General features: G+C 69.6%; 18 protein-coding genes and 1 pseudogene. 9 read left to right on the forward strand and 10 right to left on the reverse strand.

Going from position 1 to position 21,840, the window contains the following annotated elements; translation table 11 throughout:
* Positions 1-76: 76 nt before the first annotated feature.
* The 4 genes from hrcA to NS3_RS24740 all read right to left on the reverse strand — a co-directional run bounded on the left by hrcA (position 77) and on the right by NS3_RS24740 (position 3,428).
* Positions 77-1,111 carry a heat-inducible transcriptional repressor HrcA gene (hrcA, locus tag NS3_RS24725; RefSeq protein WP_067864296.1) on the reverse strand — a complete coding sequence of 345 codons (1,035 nt, stop codon included), beginning with the start codon at positions 1,109-1,111 and terminating at the stop codon, positions 77-79.
* A 146-nt stretch (positions 1,112-1,257) separates the two neighbouring features.
* The gene (locus tag NS3_RS24730) at positions 1,258-1,464 is read right to left on the reverse strand and encodes a hypothetical protein (RefSeq protein ID WP_067864299.1); all 207 of its coding nucleotides are present in this window, start codon (positions 1,462-1,464) and stop codon (positions 1,258-1,260) included.
* 246 nt (positions 1,465-1,710) lie between these two features.
* Positions 1,711-2,916, reverse strand: coding sequence for a radical SAM family heme chaperone HemW (gene hemW / locus NS3_RS24735; RefSeq protein WP_084495894.1), 1,206 nt, complete (start codon positions 2,914-2,916; stop codon positions 1,711-1,713).
* An 80-nt stretch (positions 2,917-2,996) separates the two neighbouring features.
* Entirely contained in the window at positions 2,997-3,428 is a 432-nt protein-coding gene (locus tag NS3_RS24740) for an SgcJ/EcaC family oxidoreductase (RefSeq protein ID WP_067864302.1), read from the reverse strand.
* 201 nt (positions 3,429-3,629) lie between these two features.
* Between NS3_RS24740 and NS3_RS30635 the strand changes: the two genes are divergently transcribed.
* The 6 genes from NS3_RS30635 to NS3_RS24765 all read left to right on the forward strand — a co-directional run bounded on the left by NS3_RS30635 (position 3,630) and on the right by NS3_RS24765 (position 9,439).
* Positions 3,630-3,725, forward strand: coding sequence for an Ms4527A family Cys-rich leader peptide (locus NS3_RS30635; RefSeq protein WP_373865340.1), 96 nt, complete (start codon positions 3,630-3,632; stop codon positions 3,723-3,725).
* 131 nt (positions 3,726-3,856) lie between these two features.
* On the forward strand, positions 3,857-5,581 hold the full coding sequence (locus NS3_RS24745; RefSeq protein ID WP_067864305.1) for a nitrite/sulfite reductase: 1,725 nt from the start codon (positions 3,857-3,859) through the stop codon (positions 5,579-5,581).
* A 40-nt stretch (positions 5,582-5,621) separates the two neighbouring features.
* The gene (locus NS3_RS24750; RefSeq protein ID WP_067864308.1) at positions 5,622-6,341 is read left to right on the forward strand and encodes a phosphoadenylyl-sulfate reductase; all 720 of its coding nucleotides are present in this window, start codon (positions 5,622-5,624) and stop codon (positions 6,339-6,341) included.
* Positions 6,320-7,300, forward strand: coding sequence for a sulfate adenylyltransferase subunit CysD (gene cysD / locus NS3_RS24755; RefSeq protein ID WP_245649793.1), 981 nt, complete (start codon positions 6,320-6,322; stop codon positions 7,298-7,300). Before NS3_RS24750 ends, cysD begins: the two co-directional genes overlap by 22 nt.
* The gene (locus NS3_RS24760) at positions 7,300-8,658 is read left to right on the forward strand and encodes a sulfate adenylyltransferase subunit 1 (protein WP_245649794.1); all 1,359 of its coding nucleotides are present in this window, start codon (positions 7,300-7,302) and stop codon (positions 8,656-8,658) included. The genes cysD and NS3_RS24760 overlap by 1 nt, the downstream gene beginning before the upstream one ends.
* A gap of 1 nt (position 8,659) precedes the next feature.
* Complete coding sequence (locus NS3_RS24765) at positions 8,660-9,439, forward strand: sirohydrochlorin chelatase (RefSeq protein WP_067864311.1); 780 nt, start codon at positions 8,660-8,662, stop codon at positions 9,437-9,439.
* A gap of 299 nt (positions 9,440-9,738) precedes the next feature.
* Here the strand turns inward: NS3_RS24765 and NS3_RS24770 are convergent, their stop codons facing one another.
* Together NS3_RS24770 and NS3_RS24775 are read right to left on the reverse strand one after the other, a co-directional pair.
* Complete coding sequence (locus tag NS3_RS24770; protein WP_245649795.1) at positions 9,739-10,680, reverse strand: NHL repeat-containing protein; 942 nt, start codon at positions 10,678-10,680, stop codon at positions 9,739-9,741.
* 56 nt (positions 10,681-10,736) lie between these two features.
* Positions 10,737-11,357 carry a TetR/AcrR family transcriptional regulator gene (locus NS3_RS24775; RefSeq protein WP_084495895.1) on the reverse strand — a complete coding sequence of 207 codons (621 nt, stop codon included), beginning with the start codon at positions 11,355-11,357 and terminating at the stop codon, positions 10,737-10,739.
* 115 nt (positions 11,358-11,472) lie between these two features.
* Here NS3_RS24775 and NS3_RS24780 point away from each other — a divergent pair, with 115 nt between their 5' ends.
* On the forward strand, positions 11,473-12,888 hold the full coding sequence (locus NS3_RS24780; RefSeq protein ID WP_067864314.1) for an MFS transporter: 1,416 nt from the start codon (positions 11,473-11,475) through the stop codon (positions 12,886-12,888).
* On the forward strand, positions 12,885-13,685 hold the full coding sequence (locus NS3_RS24785; protein WP_245649796.1) for an SGNH/GDSL hydrolase family protein: 801 nt from the start codon (positions 12,885-12,887) through the stop codon (positions 13,683-13,685). The genes NS3_RS24780 and NS3_RS24785 overlap by 4 nt, the downstream gene beginning before the upstream one ends.
* Positions 13,686-13,819: 134 nt before the next feature.
* On the opposite strand, the gene NS3_RS29595 is transcribed toward NS3_RS24785, so the two are convergent.
* From NS3_RS29595 to NS3_RS24800, 3 genes are all read right to left on the reverse strand, one after another.
* Entirely contained in the window at positions 13,820-15,898 is a 2,079-nt protein-coding gene (locus NS3_RS29595) for an Hsp70 family protein (RefSeq protein WP_067864318.1), read from the reverse strand.
* Positions 15,899-16,785: 887 nt separating this feature from the next.
* On the reverse strand, positions 16,786-18,375 hold the full coding sequence (locus tag NS3_RS24795; protein WP_067864321.1) for an FAD-dependent oxidoreductase: 1,590 nt from the start codon (positions 18,373-18,375) through the stop codon (positions 16,786-16,788).
* A 16-nt stretch (positions 18,376-18,391) separates the two neighbouring features.
* Positions 18,392-19,396 (reverse strand): AurF N-oxygenase family protein, encoded by a 1,005-nt coding sequence (locus tag NS3_RS24800; protein WP_084495896.1) that lies wholly within the window; start codon positions 19,394-19,396, stop codon positions 18,392-18,394.
* Between the two features lie 361 nt (positions 19,397-19,757).
* Between NS3_RS24800 and NS3_RS24805 the strand changes: the two genes are divergently transcribed.
* On the forward strand, positions 19,758-20,519 hold the full coding sequence (locus NS3_RS24805) for an SDR family NAD(P)-dependent oxidoreductase (protein ID WP_067864326.1): 762 nt from the start codon (positions 19,758-19,760) through the stop codon (positions 20,517-20,519).
* Between the two features lie 301 nt (positions 20,520-20,820).
* Here NS3_RS24805 and NS3_RS24810 read toward each other — a convergent pair.
* Positions 20,821-21,807 (reverse strand): annotated as a pseudogene (locus NS3_RS24810) (sulfate/molybdate ABC transporter ATP-binding protein); the annotation flags it as partial.
* Positions 21,808-21,840 lie beyond the last annotated feature (33 nt).

Genomic DNA, 21,840 nt, shown 5'->3' on the forward strand with positions numbered 1-21,840 from the left:
CGGATGCACTCAACTCTATCCGGCCGGAGATCGAGCGTAGCAGCGCCGTACCGTGACCTCGCTCGCGCTCACCGGCTCAGCGCTCGGCCAGTACCTCACCGATATACCTGGCCACGGTCGCCACCGAGGCAATCGTGCCCGGGTAGTCCATCCGGGTCGGTCCGAGCACACCCATACCGCCGAGCACCGAGCCCGAGGCGCCGTATCCGGTGGTGACCACCGAGGTGCCGCGCATCTCCTCGACCTGGGTCTCCTCGCCGATGCGCACCGTGACGGTGCCCGGCTGCTGCGCCGCGGCCAGCAATTTGAGCACGACAACCTGTTCTTCGAGCGCTTCGAGCACCTGCCGCAGCGCGCCGGGCAGACCGAAGTCGGCGGCATTGCGGGTGAGGTTGGCGGTACCGCCGAGCACGAGGCGTTCCTCCGGGTGCTCGACCAGCGTCTCGACCAGAACCGTCGACACCCGGATGAGCACATCGCGCAGCTTCTGCGGTGCGCTCTCCGGCAGTGCGGCGACCGAGGCCGAGGCCGCCGCCAGGCGCTTGCCGTCCATGGCGGCGCCGAGCAGGGCGCGCAGCGCGGCGAGATCGTCGTCGTCGATCAGCGCGCCGAGATCGACGATGCGCTGATCGACGCGACCGGTGTCGGTGATGACCACCAGCAGCAGGCGCGCGGGATTGAGGGCGACGACTTCGATGTGCCGGACCGTCGAGGCCGACACCGTCGGGTACTGCACGACGGCGACCTGCCGGGTCAGTTGCGCGAGCAGGCGTACGCCGCGGCGCAGGACGTCGTCGAGGTCGACACCGGATTCCAGGAACTGCATGATGGCCCGGCGCTCGGCCGGGGACAGCGGCTTGACCTCGGAGATCCGGTCGACGAACTGGCGATAGCCCTTGTCGGTGGGGATGCGGCCGGAACTGGTGTGCGGCTGGGTGATGTATCCCTCGGCTTCCAGTACCGCCATGTCGTTGCGCACGGTCGCGCTGGACACACCCAGGTTGTGCCGTTCGACCAGCGTCTTGGAACCGATCGGCTCCTTGGTCGCCACGTAGTCCGCCACGATCGCGCGGAGAACCTCGAAGCGGCGATCCTCGGTGCTCGACGACATCGGGCCCCACCTCCTCGCTCCTGCTGTACGCCACAGGCCACCGGCGTACTCACCGGCCACCGATTCCCCGGTGACCGGTACGTTCGAGTATCCAGTCTAATTGCCCACGCACCAATTGCCCGATTACGTGGGCGGACACCCAAGCGTCAGGGGCGACCGACCAGCTTGCCCGCCTGGGCGTCGAGGCCGAGCATCGACAGCAGCGACAGGCAGTCGTCGGCGTTCTGCGCGTGCCCGGCAACCGTGCGGGCCGCTATGGCCCGCTTACGCGCGAACTCGACCTTCTCGGCCGCGCGCATTTCAGCGAATTCGTACTGCTCGTGCACAGGCTGGACACGTAGTGACTCGGTCAAATCGACTCCTCGAGGTTGCCCGGAGCCTACCCCGAACCGGGAGCGTGGCGATACCTGACATCCCACCGTCCTCTTGTCCTCGGCGCGTCGCGGACACCGGCGTTTCACAAACGGCGGGTCGCCGGGCGTATCCCGAGCGGGCGGCCGGCCGGTCGGCAGCGACGCCATGCGACGGACGCGGCACGGCGTGGGCGACGCCGCCGCAGGGCGATGCGGCCGGCGGTACGGGGCGGCGGTGAGGCCGATCTAGATGACGATCCGGCGCACCAGTGCGTCGGCGAGCAGGCGACCGCGGTCGGTGAGGACGAGGTGGCCGTTCGCGCGCGCGGCCAGGCCGTCCGCGACGATCTGTTCGACGACGGGGGCGGCCGAGGAATCCAGTTCGGCCAGCGGCAGGCCGGTGCGCAGCCGGATGGTGAGCATGACGCGTTCGAGGTAGCGGTCCTCGGCGGTGAGCGATTCCCAGCCGGCGGCGGGCAATCCGCCCTGCGCCACCCGATCGGCGTAGCGGGCAGGGTGTTTGACGTTCCACCACCGGACGCCGCCGAGATGACTGTGCGCGCCGGGCCCCGCGCCGAGCCAGTCGCCGCCGTCCCAGTAGCCCAGATTGTGCCTGCACCTGGCATCCTCGTCCGCGGCCCAGTTCGATACCTCGTACCAGGTCAGACCGGCCTGCCTGAGGCGATGGTCGATGCGTTCGTAGCGACCGGCGAGCACATCGTCGTCCGGGGCGGGCAGTTCGCCGCGCCTGACCCGGCGGGCCAGGGCGGTGCCGTCCTCGACGATGAGCGAGTAGGCCGACACGTGGTCCACGCCCGCGGCCAGCACCGCGTCGAGACTGGCGTCGAGATCGGCGTCGCTCTCCCCCGGGGTGCCGTAGATGAGATCGAGGTTGACGTGCTCGAAACCGGCGGAACGGGCCTGTTTCGCGGCGGCGACCGGGCGGCCCGGCGTATGGGTGCGGTCCAGCACGGCGAGCACGTGCCCGGCCGCGGACTGCATACCCAGCGACACCCTGGTGTAGCCGGCCGCGCGCAGGCGTTCGAAGAATTCCGGCGAGGTGGACTCCGGGTTGGATTCGGTGGTCACCTCCGCCCCGGCGGCGAGGGTGAAGTTCGCGCGGATCGCGTCGAGCACGTCGGCTAGGCCGTCGCCGCCCAGCAGCGAGGGTGTGCCGCCCCCCACGAAGACGGTCTCGACCGCAGGTGTCGAACTCGGCAGCTCGGCGAACGACTCCGCGGCGGTGGCCAGTTCCCCGCGCAGCGCTTCCAGCCAGGACTGCGGCGAGGCGGAGGTGCCGAGTTCACCGGCGGTGTAGGTGTTGAAGTCGCAGTAGCCGCACCGCGTCGCGCAGAACGGGACGTGAATGTAGACACCGAACGGCCCGCCGCCGAAATCGCGCAGCACGGGTGCGTCGGCGTCGGGCTGGGTCGGGGCTGCGGCGGGACTCACCTCACCAGTGTGCCCGGCGGGCGCCGACGGCCCACTGTCACGGTCGCGCGCGGTGAACCGACTCCCCCGGCGACCGCACGCTACGAGCCGTCCGAGACCGGCGTGTTCTGATTCGCGGTGAGCAGCCACCGCCCGTCTTCCTCGGAGAGCACGTACATCGGCGACCCCTCGCTCGTCGGATCGCCATCCGGCGAGTAGTAGCGCTGCCGAACCTTCACCGCCGCCACGTCCGGTCGCACGAACAGCACATGTTCGATCTCGTAGGTGGCCGACCCGTGGGCGGACGTCCCCGGCAGGACGGTGGCGGTGAACTCGGCGATCGCGTCGCGACCGAACAGCCGTTTGCCACCCCCGGTGGTCCAGATGGCGTCGGGGCGGAACAGCGCCACGAACCCGCCGACGTCCTCCTCGCGCTGCACCCTCTCCACGGTGGCGACGACCCGACGGAGGAGCTCGAGTGCGGTGTCCGGATCGGCGGGCAGATGGCCGGTGACATTCGCTTCGGTGATCATGAAACCAGCCTGCAACCTCGACCGAACTCGAGGTCAAGACGCTGGACCGGGCGAAACGGGAGAAGCCGGCCACCCATATACGGCCGGAGACTATGACGGTTGTCACAATCCCCCCTTCGATCCAGGGAATTTCCCGCGTTCATCCGGGAAATACTGGTCGAAGGGTTCGAACGGCCCGTTTTACATGGCACAATGGTCCCCATGCGCGCATCGGGAGTACGACTTGTGGCACGTCGCCACGTCGATTACAAGCGCGTCTGCAGCGCCGGCTGTCTGCCCTGTCCGTCGAACAGGTAGATCAGCGAAGCGTCCATTCCGGGTCTCGAACAATTCGTCCGAGCGCACCCCTCCGCTGACAACCGCGGGCGTGGGTCAGTCCCTCGCGCCCTGAACACGGATGTTCCCCCCACCCCAGCAGGAGCGACCCCATGACGTCGAGCACCGACGCCGTTCAGTCCGAGGCCGTGCAGCCCAAGCCCGCCCGGGCGCGTACCGGTAAGCCGGCGCGCCGCCGGTCCGAGGGTCAGTGGGCGCTCGGCTACCGCGAACCGCTCAATCCCAACGAGCAGAGCAAGAAGGACGACAACCCGCTCAACGTCCGCGCCCGGATCGAGAACATCTACTCGAAGAACGGTTTCGACAGCATCGACAAAGCCGACCTGCGCGGCCGGTTCCGCTGGTGGGGTCTCTACACCCAGCGTGAACAGGGCTACGACGGCACCTTCACCGGCGACGAGAACGTCGATCTGCTCGAGGCCAGGTACTTCATGATGCGGGTGCGCTGCGACGGCGGCGCGCTGAACGTCGCGCAACTGCGCACCGTCGCCGGGATCTCCACCGAGTTCGGCCGCGACACCGCCGACCTGTCCGACCGCGAGAACGTCCAGTACCACTGGATCGAGATCGAGAACGTGCCGGAGATCTGGCGTCGCCTCGAAGAGGTCGGCCTGCACACCACCGAGGCGTGCGGCGACTGCCCGCGCGTGATCCTGGGCTCCCCGCTGGCGGGCGAATCGCTCGACGAAGTCCTCGATCCCACCCCCGCGATCGAGGAGATCGTCCGCCGCTACATCGGCGACAAGCGCTACTCGAATCTGCCGCGCAAGTTCAAGACCGCCATCTCCGGCCAGCAGGATGTGGTGCACGAGATCAACGACGTCGCCTTCGTCGGCGTGGTGCATCCCGAGCACGGCCCCGGCCTGGATCTGTGGGTCGGCGGCGGCCTGTCCACCAATCCGATGCTGGCCCAGCGCCTCGGCGCGTGGGTGCCGCTGGACGAAGTGCCCGACGTGTGGGAGGGCGTGGTGGCGCTGTTCCGCGATTACGGCTACCGCCGCCTGCGCACCAAGGCCCGCCTGAAGTTCCTGGTCAAGGACTGGGGCGTGGAGAAGTTCCGCGAGGTGCTCGAGGAGAAGTACCTCGGCCGCAAGCTGATCGACGGCCCCGCGCCCGAGCAGCCCGCCGAGCCGATCGACCACGTCGGCGTTCAGCGGCTGCGCAACGGCCTCAACGCCATCGGCTTCTCCCCCATCGCCGGCCGCGTCTCGGGCACCATCCTGACGCAGGTGGCCGACGCCGCCGAGCGCGCCGGTTCCGATCGCATCCGCTTCACCCCCTACCAGAAGCTGATCGTGCTCGACGTCGCCGACGACAAGGTCGAGCAGCTGATCAGCGAGCTGGAACCGCTCGGCCTGCAAGCGCGTCCGTCGGTGTGGCGGCGCAATCTGCTGGCCTGCAGCGGGATCGAGTTCTGCAAGCTGTCCTTCGTCGAGACCCGCAAGCGCTCGCAGGCACTGGCGCCGGAACTCGAACAGCGGCTGGCCGACATCAACGCCGAGCTGGACGTGCCGATCACGGTGAACATCAACGGCTGCCCGAACTCGTGCGGCCGTTCGCAGATCGCCGACATCGGATTCAAGGGTCAGCTGGTCGACGACGGCGCCGGCAATCAGGTGGAGGGCTTCCAGGTACACCTGGGCGGCAGCCTCGGCCTGGACAGCGGTTTCGGCCGCAAGCTGCGCCAGCACAAGGTGACCAGCGCCGAGCTCGGCGACTACATCGAGCGCGTGGTGCGCAATTTCGTCAAGAACCGGGACGGCGGCGAGCGTTTCGCGCAGTGGGCCGTCCGCGCCGAGGAAGCGGACCTGCGTTGACGCGCGGGGATGCCGAGCACATGGTGACGGGAGATCAACTGTGACAACCAGAGTCGTCGACAAGCTGGCCGAGGACGAGCTGCGGGCGCTGGCCGAGCGCGGCGCCGCCGAACTCGGTCCTGATGCCTCGCCCGCGGACCTGCTCCGCTGGACCGACGAAACCTTCGGCGCGGGCTACATCGTCGCCTCGAACATGCAGGACGGCGTGCTGGTCCACCTGGCCGCCCAGGTGCGTGCCGGGGTCGACGTGTTGTTCCTGGACACCGGCTATCACTTCGCCGAGACCATCGGCACCCGCGACGCGGTCGAGGCCGTGTACGGGGTGAACGTCATCAACGCCCGCGCCGAGCACTCGGTGGACGAGCAGGACGCCCTGCTGGGCAAGGACCTGTTCGCCCGCGACGCCAACGAGTGCTGCCGGCTGCGCAAGGTGGTGCCGCTGACGCAGTCGCTGGCGGGCTACAACGCCTGGGTGACCGGCATCCGCCGGGTGGAGGCGCCGACGCGCGCCAACGCCCCGCTCATCTCCTTCGACGAAGCTTTCGGCCTGGTGAAGATCAATCCGATCGCACCGTGGTCCGACGAGGACATGGACACCTACATCGCCGAGCACGGCATCCTCGTCAATCCCCTGGTGGAGGAGGGTTATCCGTCCATCGGCTGCGCGCCGTGCACACGGAAGCCGGAGCCGGGTTCCGATCCGCGAAGCGGCCGCTGGGCCGGCCTCGCCAAGACCGAATGCGGGTTGCATCAGTCATGAACGACACCATCACCAACGAGACCGAATCCCTCGCCACGCGAGGCGCCGAACGTTCCCTGGGCATCAGTGAATTCGACACCCTCGCCGCGCTCGAATCCGAGGCCATCCACATCTTCCGCGAGGTGGCGGGCGAATTCGAGCGACCGGTGATCCTGTTCTCCGGCGGCAAGGACTCCACGGTGCTGCTGCATGTGGCCCTCAAGGCCTTCTGGCCCGCGCCGTTGCCGTTCGCGCTGCTGCACGTGGACACCGGGCACAACCTGCCCGAGGTGCTGGAGTTCCGTGACAAGGTCGTCGAGAAGTACGGCCTGCGCCTGCATGTCGCCTCGGTCGAGGACTACCTGGCCGACGGCCGTCTCACCGAACGCCCCGACGGCATCCGCAACCCGCTGCAGACCGTGCCGCTGCTGGACGCCATCTCGGAGAACCGTTTCGACGCGGTCTTCGGCGGCGGTCGCCGCGACGAGGAGCGTTCGCGCGCCAAGGAGCGGATCTTCTCGCTGCGCAACGCCTTCGGGCAATGGGATCCCAAGCGCCAGCGGCCCGAGCTGTGGAACCTGTACAACGGCCGTCACGCCCCCGGCGAACACGTGCGGGTGTTCCCGCTGAGCAACTGGACCGAGCTCGACATCTGGCGCTACATCGCCCGCGAGGACGTCGACCTGGCGAGCATCTACTACGCCCACCAGCGCCCGGTCTACCAGCGCGACGGCATGTGGATGACGCCCGGCGGGTGGGGCGGCCCGCGTGAGGGCGAGACGCTCGAGACCCGTTCGGTGCGTTACCGCACCGTCGGCGACGGCTCGACCACCGGCGCCATCCTGTCCGAAGCCGCCACCAACGAAGCGATCCTCGCCGAGGTCGCCGCGTCCCGGCTGACCGAGCGGGGCGCCACCCGCGGCGACGACCGGGTCTCGGAGGCCGCGATGGAAGACCGTAAGCGAGAGGGCTACTTCTGATGTCTGCTCAGCAGATCACCACCGCGCAGCTGAACGCGGAGCAGGACGTGCGTACCGAACCGCCGGCCCAGCTGTTGCGCCTGGCCACCGCCGGTTCCGTCGACGACGGCAAGTCCACCCTGGTGGGCAGGCTGCTGTTCGACACCAAGTCGGTGCTGGCCGACCAGATCGACGCGGTCACCCGCGCCTCGGTCGACAAGGGCCTGTCGACGCCGGACCTGTCGCTGCTGGTCGACGGGCTGCGCGCCGAACGCGAGCAGGGCATCACGATCGACGTGGCATACCGCTACTTCGCCACGCCCAAGCGCTCTTTCGTGCTGGCCGACACCCCCGGCCACGTGCAGTACACGCGCAATACCGTCTCCGGCGCGTCCACCGCGCAGCTGGTGATCCTGCTGGTCGACGCGCGGAAGGGCGTCATCGAGCAGACCCGCCGCCACGCCGCGGTGCTGGCGCTGCTCGGCGTGCCCCGCCTGGTGCTCGCGGTGAACAAGATCGACCTGGTGGACGACCCGGCAACCGTGTTCGCCGAGATCTCCGCGGAGTTCAACGAGCTGACCACCCGGCTGGGCTGGTCGCCGGAGGACGTGCTGGAGATCCCGGTCTCCGCGCTGCACGGCGACAATGTCGCCAGTCGCTCGGACAACACCCCGTACTACGACGGTCCTTCGCTGATCGAGCACCTGGAGTCGGTGCCGGTGGACGCCGACAGCACCGGTGCGCACTCGATCGGACTGCGGTTCCCGGTCCAGTACGTGATCCGTCCGCGCACCGCCGAATACCCGGACTACCGCGGCTACGCCGGGCAGATCGCGGCCGGTTCGGTCGCGCCCGGCGACGAGGTCGTGGTGTTGCCCTCGGGCGTGCGGACCATCGTCGAGCGCATCGACACCCCGGACGGGGAGCTCGCGGTCGCGCAGGTGGGCCGTAGCGTCACGCTGATCCTGGCCGACGAGGTCGACATCTCCCGTGGCGACATCATCGCCGCGGCGGGCGACGCGCCGGAGCCGCTGGACTCCTTCGACGCGACCGTCTGCTGGCTGGGCGACAAGCCGCTGCGTCCCGGCGCGCGACTGCTGCTCAAGCACGGCACCCGCACCACCCAGGCCATCGTCGGCGCGCTCATCGAACGCTTCGACGAGCAGCGCCTGGCCGCGGACCCGAACCCGGATGCGCTCGAGCTCAACGACATCGGCCGCATCGCGGTACGGGTCGCCGAGCCGATCGCCGCCGACGACTACCGGATCAACCGGCACACGGGCAGCTTCCTGCTCATCGATCCCGCGGGCGGCAACACCCTCGCCGCCGGTCTGGTCGGTGACGTGCTGACCGCCGTCGAAGTCGGCGCCGGAGTCTGACGTGGCCGGGTCCGCGCCGCTCGACGCCGCGCTGATCACCGTCGGCCACGGCAGCCGCGACCCCAGGTCGGCGGCCACCGTGGCGGCGGTGGCCGCCGCGGTGGCCGAGGCCAGGCCGGGCGTCACGGTGCGCCCGGCGTTCCTCGATCTGAGCGCGCCCTCGGTGGACCAGGTGGTCGACGCGGTCGCGAGCGCGGGTCACACCCACGCCGTCGTGGTTCCGTTGTTGCTGGGCAACGCCTTTCACGCGCGGGTCGACCTGCCCGGGCTGCTCGCCGCCGCCCGGCGCCGTCATCCGCTGCTGCGGGTCGACCAAGCCGACGTGCTCGGTCCCGACCCGAGGCTTGTGCACGCCCTCGCCGATCGTGTGCGAGCCGCTTGCGCACCAGAGCCCCCTTCGTTCGCACCGCATGAGCGGAACCCGCACCGGCGGCTCGGCGTGGTGGTCGCCGCCGTCGGGGCTTCCTCGCCCGCAGCCAACGCCAGGACGCGGCTGGTCGCCAGGGCACTCGCCGAGCACACCGGCTGGGCCACCGAAATCGGCTTCGCGACAACCGAACCCCGGGTCTCGGCGGCCAGGGACCGGTTGTCCGCCCGTGGCATCGACCGGGTCGTCGTCGCGCACTACTTCCTCGCCCCCGGCCTGCTGACCGACCGGATCGCCGCGGCGACACCGGATCTCACGCACACCGCGGCGCTCGGCTCGCATCCGGCACTCGTCGACCTGGTGTGGGATCGTTACGACGCCGCCTGCGGCGAAACGCGCGCGCTGTCCGCGTGAGGCGCTGAACGGCCCACGCCACCCCCGAATCCGGCACGCCGACCGAGTGATCGGGTCATGCGTCGCGTCGTTGGGCAGCGGCGCGTGATCACCGTCCCACGGCACCCGAGCGGTCCGGTCGCTGCAGCCGCGCCGAACCCATCGCACCGTTGCCGCCGTACCCCGTAGTCGGGCGGTGCACCCACTGCGTTCACACGGTCGGCGCTCCATCGCACCGCACCCCGGATTCGCCGAACGCCGCACACCCGCGTCCGTACGGTGCGGGCTCCATCGGTGCCGTGCCCGGTAGTAGTGGCGCGCTACCGCCGACGGGCGTCCGCCGGTGTCAGATCGACATCGGCCGGTGGCCGCAGACGGCGCAGGGTGCCGTCCATGCTCGTGACGAACAGAGCCCAGGAGTCCCCATCACGGGCGATGCGCACCGAGGTCGCGCCGTCCGCCGGAGTGCGCATATCGGGCTGCTGCACGAAGCCCGTCGCGATCGCGCAGGCCGACCGGGTCGACGGATTCACCCGATACACCGCGCCGACCACGTGATCGGCGAGGAACAACTGATCGTCGCGGGTGGCCTCCATGTCGTCGGGCAACGCGAAGAGGTCGGGCACGCCGATGACCATCGAGGGCGCTCGGGGAGCGTCCAAGAAGACGCGCTGGACCCGCATGGCGAGATCGGAGACGTAGATCGAACGGCCGTCGGGCGCCAGCGCCATGCCGTTGGAGAACATCACCTCGGACCAGGTCTCGATGTATTCGCCGGTGGACGGCCGGTACCGGGAGATCCCCGTCGGCGGGCGGTTGATGCCGATCGCCGTGAACAGCAGGTCGCCGTCGGGCAGCAGGAGTAGTCCGTTCGGGCCGTTCAGATCGGTGAGCAGGACAGTCACCTCGCCGGTGGCGATCTCGTAGCGCTGCAGGGTCCCGGGCAACGTGTTCGTCCCGTCCCCGGTCAAGAAGTAGACGTACGGGCCGACGACGCGCACTCCGGCCGGTTTGTCCAGGCCGGTGACCAGCTTCTCGAGGTTGCCCTCGGCGTCGATGTGGCCGAGATAGCCATCGGCGATGCCGGTGACGTAGAAGCCGCCCGCGCCGTCGGAATCCAGATTCTCCAGGTTGCCCGCGCCCGCGGCGACCACGCTCGTGGTCCAGCCCTGCGCGCACATCGGCGGAAAGATCTCCGCTCCGGCCGGACCAGCCGCGGCGAGACCCGCCGCCACGACACCCGCCAGCACGACCGACCCCACCGAATGCCCTCTACGACACAGCGTCATTCGGACCATTCAACCAGGGACGCCGCATGTCAGGACGCAGGATCGCCGAGCAGGCGGGAGATGATCGTGCGCGCGGTCGACACACCCGCGTCGTCGCCGAGTTGGCGGGCGGTGTTGGCCGCGGTGACGACGGCGGCGATCTCGAAGGCGAGCGTTTCCGCGTCGCGACCGGGCAGCTCCCCCGCGTCGGCCGCGTATCGGATCTGTTTGTCCAGCAGCGCGAGCCATTCGGCGTGATCCGCGGCCAGGGCGTCGCGGACCGGGCCCTGCCTGCTGTCGAACTCGGCGAGGGTGGCGGCGCGGAAACAGCCGCCGGGGAACACCGGCTCGGTGACGTAGTCGAGCCAGCGGCCGACCAGCGCGCGGACCCGGGTGATGCCGCGCGGCTCGCGCATACCCGGCTCGATGATCGTCGTGACGAAGACTTCCCTGGCCGCGCGAACCGCCGCCAGCTGCAACGCCTCCTTGGACCCGAACAGGGTCGCGATGCCGCTCTTGCTGATGCCGAGGTCGGCGGCGAGTTTGCCGATGCTCAGCCCATCGAGCCCGTCGACCGAAGCGACGTCGGCGGCGTGCCGCGCGATCGCCGCACGCGAGCGCGCGCCCTTGACCAGGCGTTGATCGGTGGTCGGTTCGGTCATGCGGTCCATTCTTCCACCTGAGGCTTGTGCATACGAACGATCGGTCGTATGTTGATGAACGAACGATCGTACTTTTTGTTTCTCGACACATCCTCCGCTACGTCTCCCCGCCACAAGGATTCCCATGTCCCTGGTTTCCGAGCGAACGGACAGTTCGCCACCGCCGAACCTCGCCCGCCGCACCCTGCTGCTGGCCTGCGGTGCGGCGTTCATCGCCTTCCTGGACCTCTCGGTCGTCAACATCGCCTTCCCTTCCCTCGCCCGCGACTACCCGTCCACTCCCACGACCACCCTGACCTGGGTCGTCAGCGGTTATGCCGTCACGTTCGCGGCACTGCTCACCCCGGCAGGCCGTCTCGCCGACGCGCTCGGCAGGCGCAAGCTGTTCCTGGCCGCACTCGCCGGATTCGCGCTGACCTCCCTGCTGTGCAGCCTCGCGCCGAACGCGGGGACGCTCATCGCCGGACGACTGCTCCAGGGCGCCACCGCCGCGCTGATGCTGCCCGCCGCACTGGGACTGGTCCTCGCGGTCACCCCGCGCGAGCGGATCGCCGCGGCCATCGGCGCCTGGTCGGCGGCAGGCGGGTTCGCGGCGGTGGTGGGACCCGCGCTCGGCGGCGCGCTGGTCGAGACCTTCGGCTGGCGCTCGATTTTCGTGATCAACGTGCCGATCACGGTGCTGCTCGTCGTGCCCGCGCTGCGCATGGCGATCCCCGAGACCGGACGAACGGACGGGGCCCTGCCCGACCCCGTGGGCACCGTCGCGATCGCGCTCGGGCTGGGCGGGCTCGTCGCCGGTGTCACCGAGGGACAGCGGTGGGGCTGGAACTCCCCCGCCACGCTGCTCGCGCTCGGACTCGGCGCTGTTCTCCTGGCGGCGGCCGTGGCTCGCTCAGCACGGCAGAACGCCGACGGCTCCGCGCGTTCGGCGCTGGCGGTGGAGCTCTGGCGCAGCAGACCCTACGCGCTGGCCAACGCGGCCTCTTTCGTCTTCGCCGCCGCCATGTACTCCTGGTTGCTGGCCGGGCCGCTGTTCCTGGACGCCGTGTGGGGCTATTCGGTCATCGGTTCGGCGGCGGCGCTCACCGTGGGGGCGGTCGCGTCCATGGTGACCGCCGGCATCGCCGGGCGGATCACGGGGAGCGGTCCGCGACGCTGGGTGGGTGTGCTCGGCGCGTCGATGTTCGCCGCCTCGGCATGGTGGATGAGCACCGGCGCGTTCGGTCCCGACCCTGCGCTGTGGTCGGCGTGGATTCCCGCCGGGGTCCTCGGCGGCGGCGGTATCGGGCTGGTATTGACCGTGCTCGGCACGACGGCCGCCAATTCGCTGCCGCCCGAACAGTTCGCCGTCGGCATCGCGATGAACCTCACCTCCCGCCAGGTCGGCGGCGCGCTCGGCGTCGCGGTGATGGCCGCCGTGCTGGCCGCCCATCCCGGCGACGCGCTCGCCGGACTGCACACCCATTTCGCGTTCTGCGCGGTGATCGCCGTACTCGCCGCCTGCCTGTCCGCCATTCCTTCCCGATCGGAGACCCCGTGAACGACAATCACTTTCCCCGCGGCCGCTCCACGTCCGGCGACTCCTTCCGAACCGATTCCTTCCGAACCGATTCCTTCCGAACCGATTCCTTCGACGCTCCGGCGCCGATCACCCCCGCACCGCCGACCGAGCTCTCCGATCCGATGCTGCTCTCCCCCGGCACGGCACAGGAGCTGTTGCGGGGTGCGTCCTGGCAGCGCTACGCGGTGGTCGGTGACTCCATCGCCCTGGGCATCGGCGACCCGAGCCCCGGTTACGCGCCGACCGGATGGGCGGACCGCGTCGCGACCGCGCTACGCGGCGCGAATCCCGGTATGCGGTACCTGAATACCGGCCGCAAGGGCGCGACCACGGCTGAGGTTCGCGCCGAACAGCTCGCCCCCGTCATGGAATTCGAGCCGGACCTGGTGCACATCATCTGCGGTGGCAACGACCTGTTCGTCGCCGAACCCGACGTCGACGGACTGCGCGCGAACCTCGACACTCTGTTCGCGGCGCTCGCCGCGACCGGTGCCCAGTTGTGCACATTCACCGTCGCCGATGTCTGGGAGACCGAACGCATGGCGGCCATGGCCCCCATGCGTGATCGAATGGCCGCGCTCAACGCGATCATCGGCGATGTCGCCTCGACCTACGACGCACTCCTGGTGGACTTCTGGAGGCATCCGCTGCGGTTGCGCCCCGACCTCATGAGCGCCGACCTCATCCATTTCGCCAGCAGCGGCCACGCCGTCGTCGCCACCGAGATGATCCGCGCCCTGTCCACCCTCATCCAGTCCACACCGGCCACGCACTGAGCCCAGGACACCCCGGCATCGAGCCCAGGATTCCCCGGCCTGCCGGGATGCTCATCGCCGGGCAGTCCGAGGCCGACGAGAAGCCCGCCGACTACAGTCCCGATGTGAGTACGGGGTTGAGCGGCGGGTGCTCGTCAACGGGAGCCGCCGCCCCCACCCCCGCCAACGCCGCCACCGCCGGCGCGGGAACCGGCGCCGCCCTTGCCGCCGCCGGACCCACCGGAGCCGCCGTGACCCGACCCGCCTTTGCCGGACCCGCCGCCGACCGTCGCGCTTCCGCCCTTGCCGCCGCCACCTCCTCCACCGGTGGAGGAGTTCCCGGAGCCACCCTTCCCTGACCCGCCCTTCCCGGACCCGCCGCTCGACGAGCTGTCCGCGCCACCCGGGCCGCCGACGCCCGCGCCGCCGGGATTGCCACCACTGGAATTGCCACCACCACCGGAGTTGCCACCACCGGAGTTGCCACTGCCTCCGGCGTCCCCACTGCCTCCGGGGTTTCCACCGCCCGAGGACGGTCCGCCACCGCCGAATCCGCCGCCCGAATCGCCGTCACCACCGGAGGAGCCGTCACCGCCCGAAAGACCACCGTCGCCCGGTGAAAGCCCACCGGAGGAATGACCTCCATCGGACGCCGCTCCGCCGGAGCCGGCGCCGCTCGGCCCTGCGTCGCCCACACTTCCGGGAGCCGCGCCGCCGGAGCCGGCGCCGTTGGAGCCCGCTGCTCCCCCACCAGCACCGCCGGCTGCGTCGTCACCGGGAGATCCCTGTCCGGCGCCTGGCCCGGTCGTGCCGTCGCCACCCGGCTCGGGAGCGGGGGCGTCTACTGCGCCGTCGTCGCCGGACGGGGGCTGCCCCGCGCCGGGCGCGGCCGGATCGCCGACGGACGGCTCGCTCGGCGGCTCGCCGGGCTGTTCCGGTTCCGCCGGAGGCGCACCATTTCCCGGAGCCGGAGCCGGTGCGGCCGGGCCACCCCAGCCCGTATCGGAGATCCAGCCGAAGGGCAGCAGACGGGGGAAGCGCGCGGGGTCCGATTCGCTCTCGAGGAGCGGCGTGCGCCGATCAGGATGGGAATCGCGGCGGGATTCGGCGATGGTCGGCCCCATGGGCCGGCGGCTCGTGGGGACGAAGCGACCGTCCGGGTTCCGGGTGAGGCCCGGGATCGGTTCGGTGAGGCCGATGGGGATGCCGTAGCGGACATCGCCGTCGGAGTGCGCGCTGTAGGCGGTGTCGATGTAGGCGTGAGTCCGCACGTCGAGCGGTTGGGCCAGATCGGGGTATCGCTGGAGCATCGGTTCGAGCACGGGGTCGGTGTTGCCGCCGAGCACGGTCGCGGCGGAGACCGCCAGAGCGGAAGCCACCGCCGCGCCGGAGAACACCGCACCGCGCGTGGGGCGCGGCACGTCGTCGGCGGAGGCGAACGAGCGAGCCGCGAAATAGGCCGCCCCGGTGGCGATGATCTGGCCCGGATCTGCGGAGGTGACGATCGGCCTGCCGAGTTCGGCGAGGGTGGCGGCGACCTCCGGCGGGCGTGACGCCGCACCGACCAGCAGAATCCGGCCGATGTCGGAGAGGCTGCGGCCGGTGGAGTTCAGGCAGGACCGAACCACGTCGAAGGAGTCCCGGATGTGGTCGGCGCGCAGGCTGTCGATATCGACGAGGGCGGACAGCGGGATCGCGCCGGGCTGGGTGCCCCGCGAGTAGCGGGCGATGGTCGCGCCGAGCGGACGACCGCCGAAGTCGTAGCAGCGGCGCGGGTTTCCGACGATCGGATGGTCGGACCAGTCCGGGCCGACCCGGACGACGGTGACATCGAGGCTGGCGCCGCCCAGGTCGTAGACCAGTGCGAATCCCGGTTCGAGCGGACCGTGTTCGTATTCGAGCCATTCCGCGGCGGCGACCGCCTCGGGCACCATGATCACTGCGCGCATCCCGCCCAGATCGAGAGCCTGGCGCAGCAGCGCGACCTGCTTGTCGGAATACACCGCCGGATAGGTCACCACCGAGCCCGCGATCGGTTCGCCGGTGTCGAGCAACTCCCGCACGACGGTGGCGACGAGGCCGGGCGCGGTGTAGAGGCGACCGCCGAGGACGAACGGTTCCGGATCTCGAGCCAGGTCGGCGAAATCCGTGACGGCGGAATCGAACCGGGGCAGGTTGCCGACCCTGGCGGCGCCGTAGTCGTCGAGAGTGAGTGCCGTGCGCCGGGTACGCACCGACGGTCGAGAACGAGAAGGGCCCACCGAAGCGGTCACAGAGTTCACCGCGCCGATGCTCAAACCCACGCACAAAGACATTCGCCATCCCGTCAACGCACCGAGACCACGTCCAGCACACAGTCGAACCATGTGGCCGCGGTCGTCTTCCAAACAGCAAGAACAGGCTAACCGATCGGATGCGGTGGTGATGGCGTAACCACATCAATTCTCGCGCATCCGGATACATCGAAGACAAACCCGCAGGACAATCCGACGACGCTCGGCATCAAGCGCCCTCGACACCGGAATCACGCTGCGTTCGACAAACTTCCGCTACTCCGCAGCGATCTCCCGGACAACCGGGGGAGGTCCACTCCGAGTCGCCGATATGGAGGGCCGGGCGAAGATCCGGCATACGCAATATTGCAGTCCGAGTACTCATTGCCGACAATTCGCCACCGCGCTTCCACCCGCATCCGGCCGGACGGCTCGCGGGCGACGAGCCAGGGCTACGGCCGGTCGGCGCGGACGAACGCGCCATCCGCGGGGAGAATTCGACCGGGGCGGTGCACGGAGACGCCGCGGCCGCACGAGCCGGGGTCGAGGCTGTGGCCGCACGAGCCGGGGTCGAGGCTGTGGCCGCACGAGCCGGGGTCGAGGCTGTGGCCGCACGAGCCGGGGTCGAGGCTGTGGCCGCACGAGCCGGGGTCGAGGCTGTGGCCGCACGAGCCGGGGTCGAGGCTGTGGCCGCACGAGCCGGGGTCGAGGCTGTGGCCGCACGAGCCGGGACGGAGGCCGTGCAGGACCTCAGGGTTCGAACACGAACGAGCGGACGAGGGGCACTCGTCCGCTCGTTCGTGTCATGCGGAGATCGTCGACGACCGGCCCCGCGACCGCAGAGCGGTTCAGAGCTTGGACAGCCACCGCCGCAGCGGCCCGGAATCGCCTGCGCTACGCACGGCCGCGCCTCCGGCCCGCGCACTCGGCCTGCGCGTACGCACCAGCCGGTCGAATTCGTCGGCGCTGTAGCGGGGTTCGGGCAGCAGACCCGCGTTGAAATCCTCGGCCAATCGCTGCACCGTCTGCTGCGCGCAGGACTTGTTGGTGCCGATGAAGCCGGTCGGCCCGCGCTTGATCCAACCGGTCACATACGTCCCGGGCAGGGCCGTCTCGCCGTCGAGGACACGACCTTCCCGGTTCGGCACGACCCCCGCGCGCTCGTCGAACGGCAGTCCCGGCGTCGGCACCCCTCGGTAGCCGACGGAAGTCAGGACGAGTCCGGCATCGATCTGCTCGGTATCGCCGGTGGGCGTCGCGACCACGCGTCCTTCGGCGTCCGTACTCAGTGCGGTGCGGGCGATCTCGAGGCCGGTCACGCGGTCGGTGCCGAGCACCCGCGCGGGCGCGCACAGGTAGCGGAACACGATCCGCTTGCGCTCGCCGACCGGACGGTCCGCGACCTGGTGCAGCAGGCGCAGCTTCTGCTCGGTCTCGAACGGCAGACCGGGGACGATCTCGGGCAGTTCGCCCTCGACCACGATGTCGACATCGGCGCCGAGCAGACCGACGAATTCGGGCACGGTGAAGGCGGATTCGGCGGGACCGCGCCTGCCGAGCACCACGACTTCCTCGATCTTGCTCTCCTCCAGGGCCGACAGCGCGTAGGGCGCGATATCGGTGCCCGCCAGCCTGTTCGGATCGCTGGTCAGCACGCGGGCCACATCCAGGGCGACATTGCCGTTGCCGACGATCACCGCACGGCGGTGCGTCAGGTCGACGAGGTCGCCCGCGTGGTCGGGATGACCGTTGTACCAGGCGACGATGTCGGTGGCCGAGACATTGCCCGGCAGCCCCTCCCCCGGAATCCCGAGCTTGCGATCCGAGGACGCGCCGACCGCGTAGATCACCGCATGGAAGTGGTCGAGCAACTCCTGGTGCGCGATGTGCTCGCCGACCTGGACATCGAGATACGAGCCGAAGCCGGGCTGTGCGGACATCACGTCGAAGAGCCTGCTCACCTGACGGGTCCTGGCATGATCGGGGGCGACGCCGAAGCGCGCCAGCCCGTAGGGCACCGTCAGCCGATCGAAGACGGTGACCGAGACGTCCGGTTGGGTGAGCAGTTCGTCGGCGGCGTACATGGCCGACGGACCCGAGCCCACGATCGCCACCCGCAAGGGACCCCGCTCGGTGTCGATCTCGGGGGCGGGCACCGGACGCGCCAGCAGCGGACGGGGCCGCTCCTGGCGGTAGAACGCGGCATTGATCTCGACGAACGGAAGTTGTTCGCCGGTCAGCTTCTTCACCGAGGTGATGGCATCGACCGGGCAGGCCGTGGCGCAGGCGCCGCAGTCCACACACGCTTTCGGGTCGACGTAGAGCATCTCCGCGGTGGCGAAGTCCGGCTCGTCGGGGGTGGGATGGATGCAGTTGACCGGGCAGGCGTAGACGCACGAGGCGTCACTGCAACAGGATTGGGTGACGACGTAGGGCATTCGACCGGACCGCCGCTCAGCCGGCCTTGGCCAGGCGCAACGGCTCGGACCGGTAGCGGCTGGCCGGGCCGTCGATGCCCAAGAGCTTCCACACCCGCTTGGCGATCGGGTTCATCAGGCCCAACTTCTCGGCCAGCGCGCGCACGTCGACGAAGTAGTCGCTGAAGGTCTGCCTGGCTTCCTTCGAGCCGTAGAACAGTTCCTTGCGCACGTTCTCCGGGATGTCGAACTCACGGAAGAACGACCTCGGCGGGGTCGCGATGGAGCGACCGAGGATGAACATGATGGTCGGCATGGCCAGCGAGAGCACGAACTTGTTGACTCGGCCGGTCTCGGGGACGTGGTTCTCCAGGAACTCGTGCGCGAAGGAGATGTGCCTGGCTTCCTCTGCGACGTGGATGGACATCACGCCGAGCATGATCGGGTGGACCTCGTCGCCGGAGCGCAGGATCTGCTTCTGGATGTGGTCGATCGGCTCCTCGCCGGCGAGCACGGCCATGAAGAACAGGTTCGGCGCGAGCGCGGCGACCGGCGCTGCCAGGTACTTGAACTTGCCGACCAGCGGGCCCATCCCCGGCACGTCGATGCCGATGCGATTGACCATCTCCTGGAACATCAGCGTGTGGTTGTGCTCCTCGATCATCTCGTGAGAGCAGTAGCGGAACTCCGGCGAGCCGTTGGGCAGGCCGAAGTTGTGCGTGACCATGCCACTGATGAGGATCGACTCGAACTGCAGGCCCACTTTGGCGATATTGGCCTGGCGGTACTTGCCGATCTCGATCTTCCTGGCCTCCGGCAGCGCCTCGTACCAGGGATGGCGGCCGAGCGGATCGGCCGACACCGGCAGTACCCAGCGGTGTTCGCCCGCGGTGGCGGCGAAATCGGGGTTGTCCCAGTCGATGTCCTCGAAGGGGTCGAAGTGCCGGTTCACCGAACCCTCGGACAGCAGTAGCAGCTTGGCCGCATACTCCTGTGCCTTCGCGAGATCGGGGTCGATATCGGTCGTCGCGGCTTTCGACATCGTCGTCACTGCCTCTCCTCGGGTGCCGATTAACTGTTTCCAATAGTTACAGTTACTGGCGGGTAGGTCAACCCCACCCCTCCGGACAGTCGGCAAAATGACCTCTACCAGCACAAACAAGCGATACACAAGATCGTCCGACAACCCCGGAAGGGCGGCTTTCCGTGGATACCCAGAACTCGCAGTCTCATTTATCTCGCCGTCGGGTTCCCGCCCGGAGGGTCGTCACCGCACGATTGATGACACATCAAGTACCGCGTCCGAATGCCGCCAGCACTCCCCGCGCTCGATCGCTTGACTGACTACGGCGGCAACGACCGCCGAGACGAAAGATCGGGAACCGGAAGGGAAGTGGACAGGGATGTCGGCACGTTTCACGGAGCAGGTCGCGGTGATCACGGGTGCGAGTTCGGGTGTGGGCAGGGCGGTGGCGCTGCGACTGGCCGCCGAAGGCGCCGCGGTGGTCCTCGGATCGCGCGGCAAAGATGCCGGTGAGCAGGTGGCCGAGGAAATCCGCGCAGCGGGCGGCCGAGCGCTGTTCGTCCCGACCGACGTCACGGTGGAGGGCGACGTGGCCCGGCTGACCGAGGCTGCCGTCGTCGAGTACGGACGCCTGGACGTCGCGTTCAACAACGCGGGAGCGCTGCGCTCGTTCGGACCGGTGGAGGAGATCGACGAGGCGGGCTGGCGCGCGGATCTGGAACTCAACCTCACGGCCGTGTTCTACGGCCTGCGCCACCAGGTGCCCGCGCTCGCCGCGTCGGGCGGCGGCGCGATCCTCAACAACGCCTCGAACCTCGGGGTGGTCGGCATGGGCTCGGTGGCGCCGTATGTAGCCGCCAAGCACGGGGTGGTCGGACTGACCAGGGCTGTCGCTCTGGAGGCCGCCGACCGGGGCGTACGGGTCAACGCGCTGGTGTCCGGCGCGGTGGACACTCCGGCGTTCCGTGCGTCCATGGGCGCCACGCCCGAGGGCGAGGCGGCCGTCACCGCGCTGCACCCGATCGGCCGGATCGCCGCGCCGGACGAGATCGCCTCGTTCTGCGCGTATCTGCTCAGTCGCGAGGCGAGTTTCGTCACCGGCGCGGCGCTCGCGATCGACGGTGGGTTCACCGCACGCTGAGCGCTGGTCGCGCGAGTCCGGCCTATCCGGTTGTCCGCGCGCCGGATTCGTTCCCGGCGGCCACGTCCTTCGGTGCGGCCCCGGCCGTCTCGGCCGTCTCGGCTGTCTCGACGGTCTCGGCTGTCTCGAAGGTCTCGGTCTCAGCGGTCGCGGCTGTCTCAGCGGTCGCGGCTGTCTCAGCCGTCTCAGCCGTCTCAGCGGACTCAGCCGTCTCAGCGGTCGCGGCCGTCTCGGCCTTCACAGCGGGCTCGGCGGCGTCGGCGGACGCAACGGAGGAGATCTCGACCGGAACCAGGCCACCGGGCAGCGCCGGAATCCGGGTGGCCCGCGCGTAGACGGTCTCGCCCTCGCTCAGCCGCAGTGCCTCGGCGTCGCCGCGGGTGACCTGGGCGGAGAACAGATCCCCGGTCGCGGCGTTGCGCATCTCGACGCGTACCTGGAAACCGAGGTGAACGACGCGATCCACGGTGGCGCGGGTGACGCCCGCCGATTCCGCCGTGCCCTCGTGCGCGGCCAGCGCCATGCCGGGGTCACGGCCGACGCGGATGTCGTGGGGGCGCACCATGTGGCCGTTGAGCTTGGCGACGTCGCCGAGGAAGGACATGACGAACTCGTTGGCCGGCCGGTCGTAGACGTCCTCGGGGGTGCCGATCTGCTCGATGCGGCCCTTGTTCATCACCGCGATCCGGTCGGCGACGTCGAGCGCCTCCTCCTGGTCGTGGGTGACGAGCACGGTGGTGACGTGCACTTCTTCGTGCAGCCTGCGCAGCCAGGTGCGCAGGTCCGCGCGGACCTTGGCGTCGAGCGCGCCGAAGGGCTCGTCGAGCAGCAGCACCTGTGGGTCGACCGCCAGCGCGCGGGCCAGCGCCATGCGCTGACGCTGGCCGCCGGACAGCTGAGCCGGATAGCGGTGCTGGAAGCCGTCGAGGCCGACGATGCCGAGCAACTCGTCGACCCGCTCGGCGATCTCGGCCTTGGGCCGCTTGCGGATCTTCAGGCCGAAGGCGACGTTGTCGCGCACTGTCATGTGCTTGAACGCGGCGTAGTGCTGGAAGACGAAGCCGATATCGCGCTTCTGCGGCGCCACCCGGGTCACGTCCTTGCCCGCGATCACGACCACGCCGTCGTCGAGCGACTCGAGGCCGGCGATGGCGCGCAGCAACGTCGACTTGCCGGAGCCGGACGGGCCGAGCAGCGCGGTCAGCTCGCCGGAGGGGATGTCGATGGAGACGTCGTCGAGCGCGGCGAAGTTGCCGTAGTTCTTACGGGCGTTGGTCACGGTGATCATTTACTGCCTCCGGCACGAGTGATCATTGGTTGC

This window comes from Nocardia shimofusensis NBRC 100134, assembly GCF_001613125.1.
Taxonomy (GTDB): domain Bacteria; phylum Actinomycetota; class Actinomycetes; order Mycobacteriales; family Mycobacteriaceae; genus Nocardia; species Nocardia shimofusensis.

Bases quoted from the DNA above. Each gene is read 5' to 3' on its own strand.
- hrcA (WP_067864296.1), bottom strand. From the start codon at position 1,111: ATGTCGTCGAGCACCGAGGATCGCCGCTTCGAGGTTCTCCGCGCGATC.
- NS3_RS24740 (WP_067864302.1), bottom strand. From the start codon at position 3,428: ATGATCACCGAAGCGAATGTCACCGGCCATCTGCCCGCCGATCCGGAC.
- NS3_RS30635 (WP_373865340.1), top strand. From the start codon at position 3,630: ATGCGCGCATCGGGAGTACGACTTGTGGCACGTCGCCACGTCGATTAC.
- NS3_RS24745 (WP_067864305.1), top strand. From the start codon at position 3,857: ATGACGTCGAGCACCGACGCCGTTCAGTCCGAGGCCGTGCAGCCCAAG.
- cysD (WP_245649793.1), top strand. From the start codon at position 6,320: ATGCGGGTTGCATCAGTCATGAACGACACCATCACCAACGAGACCGAA.
- NS3_RS24760 (WP_245649794.1), top strand. From the start codon at position 7,300: ATGTCTGCTCAGCAGATCACCACCGCGCAGCTGAACGCGGAGCAGGAC.
- NS3_RS24775 (WP_084495895.1), bottom strand. From the start codon at position 11,357: ATGGACCGCATGACCGAACCGACCACCGATCAACGCCTGGTCAAGGGC.
- NS3_RS24780 (WP_067864314.1), top strand. From the start codon at position 11,473: ATGTCCCTGGTTTCCGAGCGAACGGACAGTTCGCCACCGCCGAACCTC.
- NS3_RS24795 (WP_067864321.1), bottom strand. From the start codon at position 18,375: ATGCCCTACGTCGTCACCCAATCCTGTTGCAGTGACGCCTCGTGCGTC.
- NS3_RS24800 (WP_084495896.1), bottom strand. From the start codon at position 19,396: ATGTCGAAAGCCGCGACGACCGATATCGACCCCGATCTCGCGAAGGCA.
- NS3_RS24805 (WP_067864326.1), top strand. From the start codon at position 19,758: ATGTCGGCACGTTTCACGGAGCAGGTCGCGGTGATCACGGGTGCGAGT.